This window comes from Paenibacillus sp. MDMC362 (genome assembly GCF_003269305.1).
Lineage (GTDB): Bacteria > Bacillota > Bacilli > Paenibacillales > Paenibacillaceae > Paenibacillus_AQ.
In genome coordinates this window covers 236378-253851 of the sequence record NZ_QLYT01000024.1, presented here as the reverse complement: position 1 = coordinate 253851, position 17474 = coordinate 236378, and the positions used below count along the sequence as shown (strand labels likewise).

Below are 17474 nucleotides of genomic sequence, written 5' to 3'. Positions count from 1 at the left end.
AAGGATGGCTAATTTGCTGATATTAGCTTGACGGGATCTTCAGAGCTGTCTGTGCCGTTTGAAGATCAAGCTGGATCTGATCCGATATTTGGTAAGGATGGTAGTAGCCTTTTTGGATCATGTAATTCGTAATCTGCTCATGGGTTTGAATGGCTTCGTGCAGATGCTGAAGCAGCACCGCCTTGATCTCCGGTGAAGCTGTCTCGGTAATCGCTACAGCGTAATTCTGGATCCCGCTTTTTGCCGTGATTAAGAAATCCGTTGCGACGGCTTGATCGTTCATGGCATTCATTCCGGTTAAATACTCGATAATGGTGTTCATGATGTATATCCTCCATTCGGCACCGTTTTGGATAACAGATCGCTCAACTGCTGTATTTGCCGAGTCGACAAATCCACATCTTGCTTCAGCAGCGTCTTAAGCTCCGGATCTGACACCAGGAGCTGCATCGTTTTCGCCTTGATCAGGCCATTACTCTTGAATGCTGCAATCTCATGCAAATCCAGCGTTTCATGAACTCCGTATGTGTGGGACATCTAGCAAAAACACCTCCATTCATCAACATAAAGGGTTACCGGCAGGCTGCACGCTCACGGCTTCAGAACAACCTTGATGCAGTTGTCTGTTTTTGTATCAAAAATTTCGTATCCGTGCTTGGCTTGCTCCAGCGGCAGCATATGCGTAATAATATCGCTTGGATCGACTTTGCCTTTCGTGATCAATTCATACAGATAAGGCATATAATGAATAACGGGAGCTTGTCCCGAGCGAATGTTAACATTGCGTTGAACAATATCGCCCAGTGGAAAACCGTTGTATCTCATTCCGTATACACCTGTAATCTGGATCATTCCGCCTTTTCGAACAGCCTGAGAGGCCATGACCAGCGCACCCATAGCCCCTCCGTGAAGCTTCATTCCGGAGGCGAGGAATTCAAGCGGCGTCATCTTCCCGTCCATGCCTACCGCATCGATGACAACGTCTGCCCCGCCCTTGGTGATTTCCTTCAAATATTCGCCAGCATTCTCATGCTGCTCGAAATTCACCGTTTCCACCTTGTTTGTGCGTCTGGCATGCTCCAACCGGTAGTCAACGTAATCAACGGCAATGACGCGTTTAGCGCCCTTGAGCCACGCAAACTTCTGTGCAAGCAGCCCCACAGGCCCGCAGCCAAGAATAACGACCGTATCCCCATCCTTCACCCCTGCATTATCCACGCTCCAATATGCAGTAGACATTACGTCTGACATTAATAACAGCTTCTCGTCTTCTACCTCGCAGTCATCCGGAATTCGAAATGGCGTAAAGTTTCCGTAGGGTACCCTCATATACTCCGCTTGCCCCCCGGGATATCCCCCCGTTAAATCGGAGTAGCCAAAGAACCCTCCGAGCTCACCGTTCTCATTGGAATTGTCGCATTGGCTCTCCAGTTGATTTTTACAGAAGAAGCATTCCCCGCAGCTTACGTTAAACGGAACGACCACACGATCGCCTTTCTTAACCTTGGTCACAGCTGGCCCTACCTCCTCAACGATACCCATCGGCTCATGTCCGATAATGTAATCTGCCGGAAAGTTCGGGATCATACCGTGAATCAAATGCAGATCCGAACCGCAAATCGCGGATAACGTCAATTTAACGATGATGTCATCGTCTTTTTGGATTTTGGGAGCCTGGACTTCTTTGACCCGCACATTCTTGATGCCTTGGTACGTGACGGCTTTCATGATCGGGTATCCTCCAATATTCCAAGGTTAATATTCTGGTGTCGCAAAGGTACCGAGGCGGGATGTATCTTCCGGGAACAATTTCATCTGGGCGATCTGGGCAGTCATTTGGGCCGACTTCATGTCCAGCTGATATTGTTTCCCGGTATCCACCGGATGAAGCCAGCCTTTTTCAATCATGAGTCGGCTGAGCTCTTCATGCAGCGCGATGCTTTGGTCCAATTGTGTCCTCAGCATATTTCGGACTTCGGGCGTAGCTGTCTCGGACAAGGCAAACGCATAATTGCGAACGCCCGTCTTGACGGACAACAAGAAGTCCAGGGCCAGGAAAGAGTTCGCTAGGTCGGGCATGCCTTCGGAATTAATAGGGTCCAAGTAATCCTGATTCATTAAGTTTCCCTCCGTTTATTGGATCGTTGCGTTGGTATAGAGACTCTGCAATTCACTGATCGCCTGCAGTGATTGCTCCACGTCTTTTTGCATAAGGGCTCTTAAATCCTGATCAAATACCAAGCCCTGCATCATTTTCGATTTTGCAAGACATACGGTCTTAAAATTGAGCAACTCGTGCAATTCCATCGATTCATGCATGGCCAGTCCTTGTTGCGGCATAGGGTATTCCCTCCTAGCATTTTTATGAACGGGAATATTTTCACCTAGATCCATTCGAACTATGCTATCTTCTTGTAAGTTTATTGGAAATAGTATATTTCGATTATTTTTAGTTAGTTACTTGACAATCAACAGTATTAATGAGTATGATACAATCTATAGTTTCAGCTATACAAAAGTTAGTTGATAACCATTTAAAAAATAAGGAGCTGTTACCATTCATGCGTAGTTATTCTTCTACGGGTACTTTCATTATTCGGGTTATTCTGGGCGTTATCTTTTTGGCTCACGGTTTGGATAAATTCCAGAGCGGCATCGGCAACATCGAGGGCTTTTTCGCCAGTTTGGGAATCCCCGCATTCATGGCGACCGTTGTGGCCATTATCGAAATCGTGGGTGGTATTGCATTGATTATCGGTTTGGGAACGAGAATTGCCTCCCTTGTTCTTGGCGTTGTGCTTGTCGTAGCTATTTTTCAGGCCAAGCTCGGCATGGGCTTCCTGGGTGGCTATGAATTGGATATTGCCTTGCTGGCCATGGCCGTTCATCTTGCCCTTAGCGGAAGCAGCCTGCTCTCAATCGATTCGTTGTTTAGCAAGAAAAACAAAGCCTAAAGTATACGCAAAGGTTTGCCGGTAATCCAGACGACGACCTTATATCAGGCAGCACATCCTCCCAAGTTTATACTTTCTGATATCTTAAAAAGAGCCGCACCTAAGATCAGTCTCCCAAGATCCTGATCCGAAGGTACGGCTCTTTTTTACATGTTATGAAAAGCTGCTGCCGCCCGTTTCGGCCGCTATAGCCGATTTCCTCTGCAGTCTCAGAAGGGCGAAGGACAACCCTGCGGATATCGCAATACAGATTGAGCCTGCAATGTACACCATGCGAATACCGAGTGTATCCGCAATTAGACCCATGACCGCAATCGATAAACTCGTTACCGTGGACAGCAAGATATCACGCGAAGCGTAAATTTTCGGCAACAGCTCTTGATCCACACTGGATTGGAGCGCGGTTTGCTGCGCCACATCCCGCAGCTGATAGGCTGGTCCCATCGCAATGCATAGGATCAATGCCATGATCGGGACACTGTTTAGGCCATACCACAGGGTAAGCAGACTGAACACCGCTGATCCTACGGCCATGCATGGAATCAGATTTTTCTGGATAAAGGAAGACAGGAGCAGCATCAGCAGCCCACCCGCAATGGCGCCTATATAATAACTGGCATTAATGAATCCCCACCAAGCTTCGCCTTGATGCAGCACTTCCTTGACATATACCAACGTGATCGCTCCCACCCAGATGGTTCCCGCGATCCCTTCAATCATATCCATCATCGTGACGATTCTTAATGTAGAATTTCTCCACAGGTAGAACCAGCCTTCACGAATCACTTCCCAGCCTGGTTTCGCACGTCCAGTCGCAGCCGTTTCCTTCTCCCTCATGGAGCGCGCAGCAATCGAAAGGCACACAACGGATATCCAGATGAGTACGCAGGTCATGATTAACGTCGGCATATGTCCAAACCGAACAACGAGAAAGCCCGTGAAGGTATATCCTGCAATCTGCAAGGATTGACTGGTCACGGACAGAGAGCTGTTAGCCTTAACCAGCCGGTCAGGTGCAACTACTCTCGGAACCATGGACTGAATGAGCGGGTTTCCCCATCCTTCAGTAAAAGCAATGAACAAGATAAACATACACAGCACGGAAACCTGAGATGAGATGTAGGGAAATGCGATAACCAACGCGGTTAACAACAGAGCTTTCATGACTTGAAGCCTCACCAGAAGCTTGGAGAAGCCGAATTTCTCCATCACAAGCGGAGCCGTAAGGCCGGCGATTAACCGTGCGACTGCGTTAAACAGCGGGAATAACGCGGCAATAAAGGCCGATCCGGATTCTTGGTACATAAAGGTAGTCAGTACCATGATGTAGACAACGCCTGCAAGCGAAATGCTTGAATGCGCGGTCCAGTAGTATAGAAAGCCTCCTCGTTTCATGTTCACACCCTGCCCTGCTGATCTTTTTTCTAATAGTCATAACATAGGTTGAAAGCTTCTGTAAAGATAACGGAAGTTCACCTATACTATAAAAAGCCTGCTCCCATGATCTATCCATGAGAGCAGACTTACTATAACTCGGCTATGAAGCGCTATGGGCAACCGACCAACGGTCCTGCCCCGGATAAGGACAACGCTTGTCTTTCAGCTTTGCGGAGACCTGTACGATGCAGCCGCACAGCGTGCATGTCGCGTCCCCTTGCAGCTTTGGACAGGAGAAGCACGCACGCAGGCGGGCATCATACTCACCATCCGGCACGCAACGGTCAGACGTGAACATTGGAGAAGATAGGACGCGCATAATTTGTTCCTCATTAACCCGGTAATCGTCATGACAACCTTTACACCGATTATCCGCCATCCCTTCGTTTATCCTGCCGTGATCTCGAGGACGGTAACGGACATCGGTGCCAGCTTGGCACGCAGTACGTCGCCTTCCTGTTCAAAAGCATGGAATGCTGCCGGCTTCAGGGTCTCCGGCGATTCAAAAGTGTTATGAGCGTCCAGCGAATCGGAGGCTAGCTGTCGGCCTACGATCTTGGACACCGCTCCGCTTAATCCTCGAAGCTGAATCGTCACGTCGCTTTGCTCCGAATGACTCACATTACACAGACTCACATGGATTTTGCCGGCATGATCCTTCGAAGCCGTTACGGATACTTGCGGAATCTTCTCGCCGTCCATCTCATAATCAGCGCCGCTGTAGTTGGTAGCCAAACGCTCTGCATCCTGATGCACTTTATACATATCAAACACATGATAGGTCGGAGTAAGAATCATCTTCTCGCCTTCGGTCAAAATGACGGACTGCAGCACATTGACTATCTGCGCAATGTTCGCCATGACCACCCGATCATTATGCTCGTGGAATATATTCAGCGTTAAACCCGCCACCAGAGCATCACGAATCGTATTTTGCTGATACAGGAAGCCCGGATTGGTGCCAGGCTCAACGTCAAACCAGGTCCCCCACTCGTCTACAATGAGGCCGATCCGCTTGTTAGGATCATACTGGTCCATGATTGCCGAATGTCTCGTAATCAATTCATCCATATGAAGCGCCTTCTTCATCGTGGTGAACCATTCCTGTTCGCTGAATCCGGTAGCAGCGCCTTTGCCTGTCCAGAATTCGCCCGGAATGGTGTAATAGTGAAGACTGATGGCATCCATGAACGGATGCGCTTCTCTCATGACGGTTTCCATCCAGCGGTAATCATCCACGTTCGGGCCGCAAGCAATCTTATAGATCTTGTTATCGCCATAGTTGCGAACATAAGTCTGATAACGTCTGTACAGATCGGCATAATACTCCGGCCGCATATTGCCGCCGCAGCCCCAGTTCTCGTTCCCCACGCCAAAATATTTTACATTCCATGGCTTCTCGCGGCCATTTTCCTGGCGCCATGCGGCCATCGGCGACACGCCATCAAAGGTCATATATTCAACCCATTCCGACATTTCCTGCACGGTGCCGCTGCCGACATTGCCCGATATGTATGGTTCACAACCCAGAAGCTCGCAAAGACGGAGGAATTCGTGGGTGCCAAAATGGTTGTTCTCCACAACGCCGCCCCAGTGCGTATTGACCATTTGCTTCCGGTTCTCTCGCGGACCGACGCCGTCCTTCCAGTGGTACTCGTCGGCAAAACAACCGCCAGGCCAGCGCAGTACCGGTATGTTAAGCTGTTTCAGCGCCTCCAGTACATCATTGCGGATCCCCTCCGTATTCGGGATCGGTGAATCCTCGCCCACCCATATGCCCTCATAAATGCAGCGACCCAGATGTTCGGAGAAATGACCATAAATATTGCGGTTGATCTTGCCTTTGGATAAATCCGAATGAATGGTAATAACATGACTCATGACTTATTCGACTCCTCGCCGTTGTTTTATAGATGTTTATATGAAACAGTTTAATAATCTTTAAAACAATGATATCGACCAAACCGGATTCCGTCAACCCGTAATTTAAACGCTTTCACGAAATAGCCTTATTTTTCACCAAAAAAAGACCGGCCCAAGCCGATCTTCCGATCGGGCTCTGGGCCAGTCTCTCTTCAACGCGTCGCCCGGATTAAAAATTCCCGGGTGCGCTCTGCCTTGGGTTGATTAAATATTTGATCCGGCGTGCCGGATTCGACGACCTGTCCGTTATCCATGAAGATAATTCGGTCCGCCACTTCTTTGGCAAAACTCATCTCATGCGTGACGATCACCATCGTCATATGCTCCTCGGCCAGCTGCTTGATAACTGCCAGCACCTCGCCTGTCAGCTCGGGATCCAGCGCCGATGTCGGTTCGTCAAACAGCATGATGTCCGGATTCATCATCAGTGCTCTCGCAATGGCCACACGCTGCTTCTGTCCGCCCGACAGATTTCCGGGGTATACATCTGCTTTATCAGATAAACCGACCTTCTTCAGCAGAGAGGCGCTGTTTAACCGGACTTCTTCCTTTGATTGTTTCTTCACATGTTTGGGTGCCAGCACCAGATTCTCCTGTACCGTGAGATGAGGAAACAGGTTGAAATGCTGGAATACCATGCCCATCCGGGACGTGATCGCTTTGATCCCCGGCGGGCTGGCATACACGCCGTCCTTCACGAGATATTGATCCTGCAGCTTGATCGATCCGCCATTAATCTCCTCCAGATGCACCAGGCTCCGGAGCATGGTGCTCTTACCCGAACCGGAAGGTCCAATGACGGCAATCACTTCATTCTTCTGAATCTCAAAGCTGACGTCCTTCAGCACGTCCAGCTGGCCGAAGGATTTTTTCACATGGGTTACTTCGATAATTGCCATTACACGACAGTCCTTCTATTCATATTTAAATCGACGTTCCAGAAACTTAAACAACATGGTTAACACGAGCGTCATTAGCAGGTAGATTACGCCTGCAATGAAAAACGGCATAATCGTAACATCGCGATTGACCGCCGTATAGGCGAAGTGCAACAACTCCGGAACCGCTACGGCATATAGCAATGCCGTATCTTTTACCAGCGTAATGGATTCGTTGGATACCGCCGGCAGGGCTACGCGAAACATTTGGGGCAGAATCACTTTCGTGGTCGTTTGCCAGCGGTTCAGGCCCAGCACCTTGGACGCCTCATATTGACCCTTGTCAATCGCCAAGAGGCCTCCCCGGAAAATTTCCGCAAAATAAGCGGCATAGTTTAGCACAAATGCCAAACATGCGGCTACAAAACGGTCCAGCACGAGATACTCTCCGATCACGGGCAGCACTGGCAGCCCAAAACAAAAGAACAACAGCTGCAGCAGCAGCGGGGTACCACGAAACACATAAATATAGGCATTGGCCAACCAAGCCAGCGGCTTGATTGCGCTTCGAACCATTAACGTGAACACAAACCCGAGCGGGATGGAAACCAGGATAGCAATTAAAAACAACAGTATCGTTGTCTGTGCGCCCTCCAGCATCGGTTTGCCGATTTGAACAATGTAATCCATACTCATATACGCTTAACTCCTAATGGAAAAACTTCTTGAGATGCTTGAAGTTCTTCAAGAATATCGTAGACCCATGGAAGGAACACAAAACCGGAGCCTTTGGTCAAAGTCCGGTTTCTTGGAATACCTATGGGAGGATGATTAACCATCCTTGTGGAACATCTTACTTCAACACTTTGTTTTCGCCAAACCATTTCTCGGAAATCTTGGCTGCCGTGCCATCGGCATTCATTTCGTCCAGTGCTTTTTGCAGGCTTTGAAGCAGCTCCTCGTTGCCTTTTTTAACCCCGATCCCGTACTGCTCCGGTGCCAGGGATTCTTCGAGAATCTTGTATGTTCCCTCTTCCTTGGACATGAAGTATTTCATCACGACTTCGTCTATGACCACAGCCTCTACGCGTCCATTCTTCAAATCGCTCAGAGCCAGCATATTGTCAGGGAACTCGTTAATCTTCTTCACTTGCGTGTGAATCTCGTTGGCGCTTAACGCATCGGCAGCCGAGGACAGCGACTGCAAACCGATCTCTTTGCCTGCCAAATCGCTGATCGAAGTTATATCCGAATCAGCCAGCACGGCGACGACCTGACTGTTCTCCAGATAAGGCTTGGTGAACAACACTTTCTCCTTACGCTCATCGGTGATGGTATAGCCGTTCCATATCAAATCAATGCGGCCGCTGCTAAGTTCGGACTCCTTCGATTTCCAGTCAATCGGCTGGAACTTGACTTCCTTGCCCATCTTCTCAGCTGCTGCACGGGCATAATCGATATCAAAGCCGACAATTTCATTGCTCTCGTCACGAAAACCCATTGGCGCAAACTTGTCATCGATCCCGACAACCAGCTCATTGCCACCGCTCGCTGAGCTTGAACAGCCGACTACGGTTAATAAAAGCATGAAGCCTGCTAATACTGATGCTATCTTTTTCACCAAAAAATCCCCCTTGTAGACATTAAACGCAGCTATATTCTGGATGCACAGGAATCCGCATCAGATGCAAAAACTGCTTTTTCACTTTAATACGTTATCAAGACTCCATGATACCATATTAGCAGAGAAGAGTCGATAGTTTCATAGAATGGTCAATTTTCACGGCCTGATATGAAATTTATGTATTTTCATCCTATTTTAAGGTTATTTTAAGGATGGATTCAGTTTAGCGGGAAAGAATGATGGACTGTAAGACCAACATCAAGAAAGGCGGTAAACAACAATGACAACCCACTTGAAGTCAGTGAAGCGGCTGGTGCTTGTCGCCATCGCTGTAGTCATGGGCCTCGCTTATCTTCCCGTCTCGGTCTCGGCGGAACCGGTCGGACAGCAAACAGAATCACCGGCTGTTCCTTCTTCCCAAGACGAACGCGGGCAACATAAACCCGGTCATATGTTCAAGGCAATCTCCGAATTTCTGAAGCTGGAACCGCAAGTTCTTCGAGATAAACTCAAAACCTCGACACTCGCGGAAATAGCCAAGGAACAAGGTGTATCCAGAGAGGCCGTAAAAGCCAAGATCGTTGAGCTGTTGAAGGATAAAATCTCCTCGCATCCGAAGCAGCTGGGCAAATCCATCGATTACTCCGCTGCCGCGGACAAGCTGCTTGACGCCAAAGGCGGGTGGCAGAAGCAGCGGATGCATCAGCGCCATGGCCGGTTGATCTCGGATAGCGACGAGCTGGCCAAACTTCTGAAGACGACGCCGGAAGCACTCAAACAGTCGCTCCAATCTGGAAAATCGCTGGCACAGATCGCGAAGGAGCAAGACGTGCCCGTCCAGTCCGTCATTGATCAACAAGTCCAGGCACTCACGAAGCGCCTGGATCAGAAGTTGACCGAAGGCAAACTGACGAAGGAAGAATACGAGGAGCGCAAATCCAGAATTGCTCCGTTCGTGAGCGATGTGGTGAATGGTAAACTCAAACCGATGAAACATAGCCGGTAATGTACCCGCTTAACGCATAACCTTTTGTCATTGAATAAGAAAAACGTCTATCGACGTACTTTCCCAAATAGACAGACCGCATTTAGCGGAAGTTTTTGTTGCGAGATAAGGATGCTAAGCCTCGGATGTTTATACTTTCTTATCTCTTAACACAAGAGCCGCTCCATCGGTTAGGAATAACCCATGAAGCGGCTCTTTATCGTCCGTTTATTCTATTTAACATCCATTTAAGGCACATATTGCTGGATCATCTTCACTACGACGCCATCTTCGACGGTGATATGAAATGGAAACCATTTCATGTCTACGATATCATCCTTTTCGTAGATATTCGTGAATTTGTCCAGGCTCACCATCTGGTTCCAGGAAATCTGAGCATCCTCATACCGTCCGGTATGATCGTACAACTGAAGCAGCACTTCGGCATCATCAGCCACAGGAAGTTCAATCTGTTCTTCCGTATCATTTACGATATAATAACCATCCGGTGCTTCCGTCATCTCAGGGTCCTGCTCCCGTTCGCGGAATACCTGATTCGCTTCCTCGCCCTCGTACCATTCAATCGGATCTACTTGCAGATAGACCTTGCCGTCTCTAATCTCAAGCCCGTTAATATAGACAGCTTCCTGATTCGAAGCTTTCGGAACCGGCTCATAATTGTTGCCTGAGGCTACGCCAACGGTTGTCATCATGATCAGTACCAGCAGCATCATTGCTCCCAATTTCCAAGCCGACTTCTTCATCTTCTCATCGCTCCCTCTTCCTTCCATTAAATGGATTCAGCTCGTGAACCCTACCCGACTTATCACGCATTAAATATTAGTAACCCAATTCCTGGATATTTGAAACGTATATGTATTTTATCATTCATAACTTTATTATAAGGACCCACTTGGTAAAATGGATGTCAATTTGATGTAAATTCATTACAATATTTCAATCTTCGGAAGCGCTTAAATACGGGACGATGAAGGATCGTCCGCTATGTCGAACCGGGAAACATCCCAAATAAAAAAACAAGCCTTCCCCGCTGATTCCTCAGTCGATGGTCAGGCTTGTTTAGGTTCACACAAATATTATTGATTGAATGCTTCGGTCAGGACAGGAACAATCTGCGATTTGCGGGAAACCACGCCTTTAAGAAGAGCCTTGTTCTCCGACAGGGACACATTGTAGGCTTTCTCAACGGCCTTGGACTCTTTACCGAGTGCAAGAGCGATCGAATCGTTGTTCAGAATATCTGTCACTACGAAGACGAACAGGTCCAGGTTTTTGTCGGCAATAATCGCTTGAATCGCATCTTCGAGTTCGGCTTGACGGGACAATACATCATGGGTATCCACCGCGTTAACCTGTGCGATTTCCACTTTGGCTCCGCCCATTTGGAATTCCTTGGCGTCCAGGGAGATCAATTGCGCGATGGTTTTGTCGCTCAGATCGGCGCCTGCCTTGAGCATCTCCAACCCATAGCTGTCTGCATCCACGCCAGCGATCTCAGCCAGCTCGCGAGCTGCTGCGATATCTTCGTCTGTGCAGGTTGGGGATTTGAACAACAGGGAGTCCGAGATGATGGCGGACAGCATCAGGCCAGCAATTTCTTTGCGAACGGTGATACCTTTTTCCTTGTAGATCTTGTTCAGAATGGTAGCTGTGCAGCCGACAGGCTCCGCACGGTAGTATAATGGGTGGCTTGTCTCAAAATTCGCGATGCGGTGATGATCGATAACCTCAATCACGCGAACCTGATCAATGTCGCTTGCGCTTTGCTGACGCTCGTTATGGTCCACGAGGATAACGTCTTGGGCTTCGTTTGCAACCGTCTCAACGAAACGAGGAGCTTCGACCTTAAAGTAATCGAGCGCATATTGCGTTTCACCGTTAACGTCTCCAAGACGCACGGGCTCGGCAGAAAGGCCGAGCTGGTTCTTCAAATCAGCATAAGCAATAGCAGAGCAGATTGTGTCCGTATCCGGATTTTTGTGTCCAAAAATTAATGTTTTTGCCATATATAATGCCCCTCTCGCAACATAAATTTCATCGTTTATATCAATAAACAGATGATCACCTATCTGATTATATCGTTAAATTCTACTTATTCCAATTCCTTTACAGAGATTATTTTTAGACCGTGTTTATACCAATACAATTTCCGGCTCCGGAACGAATCCAAAATGGTTGTTAATCGATTCCGAGATCAGATTCATCAAGTAGAGGATATCGGTTGCCTTCGCATGCTTCTGGTTCAGAATCATGTTGCCGTGATGCGGAGAGATGATCGCGCCGCCATATTCGGTTCCCTTCATATTCAGCTGATCCACGAGCGAGCCGACGGCTACTCCATAATCATAATTATTTTTGAATACGGAACCGCAGGACGGGTAGTCGAAATGGCGTTTACTCGTCCGGTACTTGATGATGTCAAGCATCGACTGCGGCGTCTCTATTCCCCTTCCTGCCAGCGCGTGCACTTCACCCAGAAAGAATGAGAAAAACGATGGCAATGAGGATGGATGGCTGCCGCGAGTCTTCCACTCTGTGAGAACTTCAGATGTCATGCTGATCTGTTCCTCCGAGCTGACCGGAATATTAAGATCGGCCCCTACTATGATCCACGGATGCTGCTGGAAGATGGATTGCTTGTATGCAAATAAACAGTCCGCTACGGGAATGGACCGTACCTTTAAGCTCGGATCCGTCGTATCGATATAATAGACCGTGTCCAGAATATCGCAGATTTGACGAGCATTATATTTAGCGTTCATATAGATGCCGGCCCCTACGCAGCCAGGCAGCAAAAAAGTAAAATCAAGCAAATCCGTCCCACCCATTAACCCCATCAAAGACAATAACGACATCGGCGCGCCGGATGAAACGTACCATTTATCGCCCGACACCCGCAGCTCCACCAGGTTTTTGAGCGATATAAACACCAGGTCATGTTTCGGTTCATCCGGAAACAGAATGTTCGAGCCCATTCCAAAGATGTACCATGGTATCCCGCGTTTCCTGCAGTCCTGCAGGAGATCCGCCAGGTCATTTGCCGTTTCAGGCATGGCCAGATAATTGGCTGAACCGCCGATCCCATACGTCGAAAAAGCAGACAGCTCCACATTGCGCTTGCACAATCGGTCGATAGCAGATGTATGTAAAGTCATCGTAGACATGTCACTCCCTATTCTTCACATTAGGCACATTCCTTACTAAATGTGGGGATGTTACATCATTATGATCCAACTGCTTAGGTGGTGTCAATCTGGAGTGGAATCCTGGCGAAATAGCAAAAAATCCCTGGATTACAGCCCGTAGACCGTAACCAAGGATTCATTCATCATCTCTTTATTTGTCCCCCAGAATTTATTCAAGGAAATCCTTGAGTCGTTTGCTGCGGCTCGGATGACGCAATTTACGAAGCGCCTTCGCCTCGATCTGCCGAATGCGTTCACGCGTAACGCCGAATACCTGGCCTACTTCCTCCAGGGTGCGGGTCCGTCCATCCTCAAGTCCAAAGCGCAGTCGGAGCACATTCTCTTCACGCTCGGTGAGCGTATCCAGCACTTCCTCCAGCTGTTCCTTCAGCAGCTCAAACGCTGCGGCATCTGCCGGCGCCAATGCGTCCTGATCCTCAATGAAATCACCCAGATTGGAGTCGCTTTCCTCGCCGACCGGCGTTTCCAGAGACACAGGTTCTTGGGATACCTTCTGGATCTCACGTACTTTTTCTGGCGAGATATCCATCTCTTTACCGATTTCTTCCGGTGTCGGTTCGCGTCCCAGCTCCTGAAGGAGCTGCCTGGAGACACGTACGAGCTTATTAATCGTCTCTACCATATGCACCGGAATCCGGATGGTTCTTGCTTGGTCAGCAATCGAGCGGGTAATCGCCTGACGAATCCACCAAGTGGCATACGTACTAAACTTAAATCCCTTGGAGTAGTCGAACTTCTCCACCGCTTTGATCAAGCCCATATTGCCTTCCTGTATCAGATCCAGGAACTGCATTCCCCGGCCAGCATAGCGTCTTGCTATACTTACAACGAGACGAAGATTCGCTTCGGCGAGACGGCGTTTCGCTTCTTCATCTCCCTCCTCTATTCGTTTGGACAGTTCCACTTCTTCATCGGCTGTAAGGAGGGGAACACGACCGATTTCTTTCAGGTACATGCGAACCGGATCGCTAATCTTGATGCCTGGTGGAAGTGAGAGATCGTCATGAACCGAAAAATCCTCTGTCGGAGAATTAGCCGCTTTCTCTGTTTCCGTAACCTCTCGTTCCAATGCAAAATCCGCACTTTGACGGTTCTCCATTCTATGCCCCCCTGTTGACAATCCCATATTTTCATGCTAATCTAGCATTAGGTTATTATGACATTAAGCCAATAGTTATTTATCCTTCATTCTAGCATATTTTTCACACTATATCAACTTCTAATATATTCTAGTTCTGTTCACCCGATCTCAGGCTGAGATCGGGTTTTTATATGCTTCATCTTCGTACACTACATATGCTACGTTTACTTAAGCTGATCTAGTACCGCTTTCGTTTCTTGATTCAACGATTTCACGTCGGGAGCCTTCAAGGGCTCATCGCTCAGCTGATATTTGTGCTTTAGTTCAAGCGTTGCCCTCACCCGGTCGTTCAGCATCTCCTCCGGGATCACGCCGCTATGGGCAGCCTCGGTTAATGCCTGAATGACGGCTTCTTCCAATGCATATTCATGTCCGATCAGAATCATGTTGCTCCCTGCGACGACGGACTTCACGGAAGCCTCTCCTACGTCCGTGCTGCCGGAAATCGCCCCCATAGTCATATCATCCGTTATAACGACACCCTTAAACCCCATTTCTTCCCTTAACAAATCGTTGATAACGGGTTTCGAATAGGAGGATGGCGTATCCGGATCGATGCTCTTCATCAGCAGATGCGCAACCATGACTACATCGGCTCCTTCATCAATCGCTTGTTGAAACGGTGCCAGCTCCAATTCATGCAGGCGCTTCAGATCATGGTCAACAACGGGCAGCCCAAGATGAGAATCGACCGAAGTATCGCCATGCCCAGGGAAATGCTTCACTACAGGTACGACACCATTCTCCTGTATCCCCTTCATCGAGGCGATTCCCTGCGTGCTTACGGCTTCTGCCGTTGTGCCAAACGATCGATCGCCGATAACCGGATTGTCCGGATTGCTGTCAATGTCAAGCACCGGGGCAAAAACCATATTGATTCCGACTCCCGACACCTTCTGCGCGATAAGACCGCCAACCTGCTTGGTCAGCGTAAGATCATCGCTCCTCCCAATTTTACCGCTTGACGGCAGCTTCACGTATTCATCAGGAAAACGGGTAACCCGTCCTCCCTCCTCATCAATGCTCAGCCAGAGCGGAACCGGATTCACAGCATTTGCTTTTTTCAGCTCATTCAGCAGGTCTACCGACTGCTGGGCGTTCTCGATATTATCCTTGAAAAAGATAAAACCGCCAACATGGTAATCCTTCAGCAATCTGCGCGAGGTATCATCCATGGTAGTCCCTTCGATTCCCACCAGCACCAGCTGACCGATCTTCTCCTTGACGGTCATGCTATTCAGAAGCTCCGTTACCGCCTCATCAGTCCCGTCCTCGGGCAGGTTCCCTTCCTCGCCTTTGTTGTCCGTGCTGCCAGATGGAGGCGGTGTCCCGTCTTCATCAGCTGGAGACGAAGTCTGCGGCTCCTGTATTTCCTCCGACGGCGAAGCTCCTTGTCCGTTGTCCCCGGGGTTGCCCGGTTCGGCTCCGCCCCGACAACCTGCCACAGCCAATAGCAAGATGACAACCAGCATCGTTAAGCACATCCATTTTGTCTCACGCTTCAACATTGTCACCTTCCTTCAATTTCACACTACTATATTCGTCCTCTGTTCCACAGAGTCCTTCCATCATAACATGATTTCCATACAGTCCAAACCCGTTGAAGCTGCTCGATAGAAGTAGAAAAGAGCCGCGTCAACAGCGACCCATCTCCGCCTATTTAAGCAGGCCGAGCTTACGGGCTTGCTCCTCTGTTAATATAAACTGCTCTGTGTCCCACACTTCATCCTCATCCGTTCTTCCGAACATCAGCATAATATCATCCCATATATTCTTTTGCATCGCTTCAGCCTGCGTGATAATCACCTTCATATTCACGTCAGTCCTTTCCTTGGAATCGTCTCCTACTACATATACAACCATCAAAGATCATATCGAATCGAATTACGAGCAAAAGCCTGCAGATAGTATCTGCAGGCAGGATCTGTACTATAACTAGGAATATGCGGGATGATATTTAATCCACGACATGGCAATGGTGCCTTCGCCGGCATGGATGCCCGCAACGGGAATAAAGGTCATAATTTCGGTTTTCAACGCCGGATGGGCTCCGCTGATTTCCTTCTGGATCTCCTCGGCCTCTTCTACGTTGTTCGCGTGCATGATGCAGACCTTTTTAATTTTCTGCAAATCCATTCTCATAAGCTCCAGCATTCGCGACTTAGCCTTCTTGAACGTCCGGATCTTCTCTTCCACAATGACCTTGCCTTCATCAAAACGGAGCAGCAGATGAATGCGGAGCAGGTTGCTGAGAAGAAGCTGGGTGCCGGATACCCGGCCGCTGCTATGAAGCCGGTGCAGGCTTGCCGGAATAAGGTAGAACGACATATTTTGCACCATGGACTGAATTTTCTCTTTAATCACCTGCACGGTATCCCCCTGGCTATGCCAGTGAATCCCAGACAGGATCATTTCGCGCACCGGGAACGCTCCCGCTTGGGAATCGATGCCAACCACGGGTACCTCGGCAATCTCTGCCGCCTGCATAGATGAATTCAAGGTTCCGCTGAGCTCGGAAGAACAGTGAATGGCGATGATATCATCATACTTCTCTTTCAAGGATTCATATAATTCGATGAATTCGCCGATTGGAGGCTGTGAACTGCTGACTTTCGGTTCATCTTTCATTCTTTCATAAAAGGCCTCAGCCGTAATGTCAATTCCTTCCCTGTACTCCTCCTGTCCAAGTATCAACCTCAAAGGTACAATATAAATATGATTCTCCTTGGCGAAGTCAGGATCGATCGTACTCGTGCTGTCGGTTACCCATGCTATGGATCTCATTATAGTGTTCACGTCTCGCTTTCGTGTAGTAAGAAGTAGGAAAGGAAGCGATTAAAGCCGCTAAATTCATCATATCTTACCCTTACTGCGTATTGCAAACGAAAGGAATGTGATTTCATGGCTGCACATCAGTTCGCCACACAAAAACCTTATTTTCGCTCTGCGTTATACCCCTTTTCCCCAAAAGGTTCCAGCTGTTCAATCCAATATGCCTCCCGTTTGCTGACCGCGTCCTTCAGATCATAGAACGGTTCCTGCTTCGGTTCCAGGGTCTCCAGAATCTCGAAGACAAAAGCATCCTCGCCATACTCAATCCATTCCCGCTGGAGCGTCTTATTGTAGCTCGTTCCCATCTGCAGCTCGAATCGTTTGCCGTTCATGGTCTTCAGGTTATTCGTTCCGGCCACAAACACTTTGCCGTTCTTTGTGTTTCGAATTTGATACACGCCTGCTTCGATCTTGATTTCCTTATACATTTGATTTAGTTCCTGTCTGCGATTCATCGCGTTAAACCCTCCTAA

Annotated in this window: 21 protein-coding genes; 2 read left to right on the top strand and 19 right to left on the bottom strand. The window is 48.5% G+C overall.

All coding sequences use genetic code 11. The features are described from left to right. Positions 1 to 22 precede the first annotated feature (22 nt). Genes DP091_RS13655 through DP091_RS13635 form a run of 5 tightly spaced genes read right to left on the bottom strand, consistent with a single transcriptional unit; the run spans position 23 to position 2340 of the window. Positions 23 to 322: a spore coat protein gene (locus DP091_RS13655; protein ID WP_113058802.1), complete on the bottom strand. Its 300-nt coding sequence runs from the start codon at positions 320 to 322 to the stop codon at positions 23 to 25. Beyond that, the gene (locus DP091_RS13650; RefSeq protein WP_113058801.1) at positions 319 to 537 is read right to left on the bottom strand and encodes a hypothetical protein; all 219 of its coding nucleotides are present in this window, start codon (positions 535 to 537) and stop codon (positions 319 to 321) included. Before DP091_RS13650 ends, DP091_RS13655 begins: the two co-directional genes overlap by 4 nt. A gap of 54 nt (positions 538 to 591) precedes the next feature. Continuing rightward, a complete protein-coding gene (locus tag DP091_RS13645) occupies positions 592 to 1728 on the bottom strand; it encodes a zinc-dependent alcohol dehydrogenase (RefSeq protein ID WP_113058800.1) in 1137 nt (378 codons plus the stop codon). A 27-nt stretch (positions 1729 to 1755) separates the two neighbouring features. Further along, positions 1756 to 2118: a spore coat protein gene (locus DP091_RS13640; protein ID WP_113058799.1), complete on the bottom strand. Its 363-nt coding sequence runs from the start codon at positions 2116 to 2118 to the stop codon at positions 1756 to 1758. 15 nt (positions 2119 to 2133) lie between these two features. After that, positions 2134 to 2340 (bottom strand): spore coat protein, encoded by a 207-nt coding sequence (locus DP091_RS13635; RefSeq protein ID WP_113058798.1) that lies wholly within the window; start codon positions 2338 to 2340, stop codon positions 2134 to 2136. Positions 2341 to 2561: 221 nt separating this feature from the next. Here DP091_RS13635 and DP091_RS13630 point away from each other — a divergent pair, with 221 nt between their 5' ends. Then, on the top strand, positions 2562 to 2954 hold the full coding sequence (locus DP091_RS13630; RefSeq protein WP_113058797.1) for a DoxX family protein: 393 nt from the start codon (positions 2562 to 2564) through the stop codon (positions 2952 to 2954). Positions 2955 to 3107: 153 nt separating this feature from the next. Here the strand turns inward: DP091_RS13630 and DP091_RS13625 are convergent, their stop codons facing one another. The 6 genes from DP091_RS13625 to DP091_RS13600 all read right to left on the bottom strand — a co-directional run bounded on the left by DP091_RS13625 (position 3108) and on the right by DP091_RS13600 (position 8813). Then, positions 3108 to 4349, bottom strand: coding sequence for an MFS transporter (locus tag DP091_RS13625; RefSeq protein WP_113058870.1), 1242 nt, complete (start codon positions 4347 to 4349; stop codon positions 3108 to 3110). Between the two features lie 142 nt (positions 4350 to 4491). Next, positions 4492 to 4770 (bottom strand): DUF6171 family protein, encoded by a 279-nt coding sequence (locus DP091_RS13620; protein ID WP_113058796.1) that lies wholly within the window; start codon positions 4768 to 4770, stop codon positions 4492 to 4494. An 8-nt stretch (positions 4771 to 4778) separates the two neighbouring features. Continuing rightward, on the bottom strand, positions 4779 to 6272 hold the full coding sequence (locus DP091_RS13615; RefSeq protein WP_113058795.1) for an alpha-N-arabinofuranosidase: 1494 nt from the start codon (positions 6270 to 6272) through the stop codon (positions 4779 to 4781). 194 nt (positions 6273 to 6466) lie between these two features. After that, the gene (locus DP091_RS13610) at positions 6467 to 7213 is read right to left on the bottom strand and encodes an amino acid ABC transporter ATP-binding protein (RefSeq protein WP_113058794.1); all 747 of its coding nucleotides are present in this window, start codon (positions 7211 to 7213) and stop codon (positions 6467 to 6469) included. A 15-nt stretch (positions 7214 to 7228) separates the two neighbouring features. After that, on the bottom strand, positions 7229 to 7888 hold the full coding sequence (locus DP091_RS13605; RefSeq protein ID WP_113058793.1) for an amino acid ABC transporter permease: 660 nt from the start codon (positions 7886 to 7888) through the stop codon (positions 7229 to 7231). 157 nt (positions 7889 to 8045) lie between these two features. After that, entirely contained in the window at positions 8046 to 8813 is a 768-nt protein-coding gene (locus tag DP091_RS13600; RefSeq protein ID WP_113058792.1) for an amino acid ABC transporter substrate-binding protein, read from the bottom strand. Between the two features lie 283 nt (positions 8814 to 9096). On the opposite strand from DP091_RS13600, the gene DP091_RS13595 reads away from it, so the two are divergent. Continuing rightward, positions 9097 to 9822 (top strand): hypothetical protein, encoded by a 726-nt coding sequence (locus tag DP091_RS13595; RefSeq protein ID WP_113058791.1) that lies wholly within the window; start codon positions 9097 to 9099, stop codon positions 9820 to 9822. A gap of 227 nt (positions 9823 to 10049) precedes the next feature. Here DP091_RS13595 and DP091_RS13590 read toward each other — a convergent pair whose 3' ends face one another. The 8 genes from DP091_RS13590 to DP091_RS13560 form a co-directional block, all read right to left on the bottom strand. Then, entirely contained in the window at positions 10050 to 10565 is a 516-nt protein-coding gene (locus DP091_RS13590) for a hypothetical protein (RefSeq protein WP_113058790.1), read from the bottom strand. A gap of 333 nt (positions 10566 to 10898) precedes the next feature. Continuing rightward, entirely contained in the window at positions 10899 to 11828 is a 930-nt protein-coding gene (locus DP091_RS13585) for a manganese-dependent inorganic pyrophosphatase (protein WP_113058789.1), read from the bottom strand. A 126-nt stretch (positions 11829 to 11954) separates the two neighbouring features. Then, positions 11955 to 12977 carry a UDP-N-acetylmuramate dehydrogenase gene (locus DP091_RS13580; protein ID WP_113058788.1) on the bottom strand — a complete coding sequence of 341 codons (1023 nt, stop codon included), beginning with the start codon at positions 12975 to 12977 and terminating at the stop codon, positions 11955 to 11957. A gap of 199 nt (positions 12978 to 13176) precedes the next feature. Next, positions 13177 to 14127 (bottom strand): RNA polymerase sigma factor RpoD, encoded by a 951-nt coding sequence (gene rpoD / locus DP091_RS13575; RefSeq protein ID WP_071220275.1) that lies wholly within the window; start codon positions 14125 to 14127, stop codon positions 13177 to 13179. A 206-nt stretch (positions 14128 to 14333) separates the two neighbouring features. Next, entirely contained in the window at positions 14334 to 15677 is a 1344-nt protein-coding gene (gene nagZ, locus DP091_RS13570) for a beta-N-acetylhexosaminidase (protein ID WP_113058787.1), read from the bottom strand. Positions 15678 to 15825: 148 nt separating this feature from the next. Continuing rightward, positions 15826 to 15987 (bottom strand): hypothetical protein, encoded by a 162-nt coding sequence (locus tag DP091_RS31335; RefSeq protein ID WP_181469803.1) that lies wholly within the window; start codon positions 15985 to 15987, stop codon positions 15826 to 15828. A gap of 117 nt (positions 15988 to 16104) precedes the next feature. After that, positions 16105 to 16953 carry a DegV family protein gene (locus tag DP091_RS13565; protein WP_113058786.1) on the bottom strand — a complete coding sequence of 283 codons (849 nt, stop codon included), beginning with the start codon at positions 16951 to 16953 and terminating at the stop codon, positions 16105 to 16107. Positions 16954 to 17102: 149 nt separating this feature from the next. Continuing rightward, positions 17103 to 17456 (bottom strand): GIY-YIG nuclease family protein, encoded by a 354-nt coding sequence (locus DP091_RS13560; RefSeq protein ID WP_113058785.1) that lies wholly within the window; start codon positions 17454 to 17456, stop codon positions 17103 to 17105. Positions 17457 to 17474 lie beyond the last annotated feature (18 nt).

Bases quoted from the DNA above. Each gene is read 5' to 3' on its own strand.
- DP091_RS13655 (WP_113058802.1), bottom strand. From the start codon at position 322: ATGAACACCATTATCGAGTATTTAACCGGAATGAATGCCATGAACGAT.
- DP091_RS13560 (WP_113058785.1), bottom strand. From the start codon at position 17,456: ATGAATCGCAGACAGGAACTAAATCAAATGTATAAGGAAATCAAGATC.
- nagZ (WP_113058787.1), bottom strand. From the start codon at position 15,677: ATGTTGAAGCGTGAGACAAAATGGATGTGCTTAACGATGCTGGTTGTC.
- DP091_RS13635 (WP_113058798.1), bottom strand. From the start codon at position 2,340: ATGCCGCAACAAGGACTGGCCATGCATGAATCGATGGAATTGCACGAG.
- DP091_RS13565 (WP_113058786.1), bottom strand. From the start codon at position 16,953: ATGAGATCCATAGCATGGGTAACCGACAGCACGAGTACGATCGATCCT.
- DP091_RS13595 (WP_113058791.1), top strand. From the start codon at position 9,097: ATGACAACCCACTTGAAGTCAGTGAAGCGGCTGGTGCTTGTCGCCATC.
- DP091_RS13620 (WP_113058796.1), bottom strand. From the start codon at position 4,770: ATGGCGGATAATCGGTGTAAAGGTTGTCATGACGATTACCGGGTTAAT.
- DP091_RS13615 (WP_113058795.1), bottom strand. From the start codon at position 6,272: ATGAGTCATGTTATTACCATTCATTCGGATTTATCCAAAGGCAAGATC.
- DP091_RS13650 (WP_113058801.1), bottom strand. From the start codon at position 537: ATGTCCCACACATACGGAGTTCATGAAACGCTGGATTTGCATGAGATT.
- DP091_RS13630 (WP_113058797.1), top strand. From the start codon at position 2,562: ATGCGTAGTTATTCTTCTACGGGTACTTTCATTATTCGGGTTATTCTG.
- rpoD (WP_071220275.1), bottom strand. From the start codon at position 14,127: ATGGAGAACCGTCAAAGTGCGGATTTTGCATTGGAACGAGAGGTTACG.
- DP091_RS13585 (WP_113058789.1), bottom strand. From the start codon at position 11,828: ATGGCAAAAACATTAATTTTTGGACACAAAAATCCGGATACGGACACA.
- DP091_RS13610 (WP_113058794.1), bottom strand. From the start codon at position 7,213: ATGGCAATTATCGAAGTAACCCATGTGAAAAAATCCTTCGGCCAGCTG.
- DP091_RS13580 (WP_113058788.1), bottom strand. From the start codon at position 12,977: ATGACTTTACATACATCTGCTATCGACCGATTGTGCAAGCGCAATGTG.
- DP091_RS13590 (WP_113058790.1), bottom strand. From the start codon at position 10,565: ATGAAGAAGTCGGCTTGGAAATTGGGAGCAATGATGCTGCTGGTACTG.
- DP091_RS13605 (WP_113058793.1), bottom strand. From the start codon at position 7,888: ATGAGTATGGATTACATTGTTCAAATCGGCAAACCGATGCTGGAGGGC.
- DP091_RS13640 (WP_113058799.1), bottom strand. From the start codon at position 2,118: ATGAATCAGGATTACTTGGACCCTATTAATTCCGAAGGCATGCCCGAC.
- DP091_RS13645 (WP_113058800.1), bottom strand. From the start codon at position 1,728: ATGAAAGCCGTCACGTACCAAGGCATCAAGAATGTGCGGGTCAAAGAA.
- DP091_RS13625 (WP_113058870.1), bottom strand. From the start codon at position 4,349: ATGAAACGAGGAGGCTTTCTATACTACTGGACCGCGCATTCAAGCATT.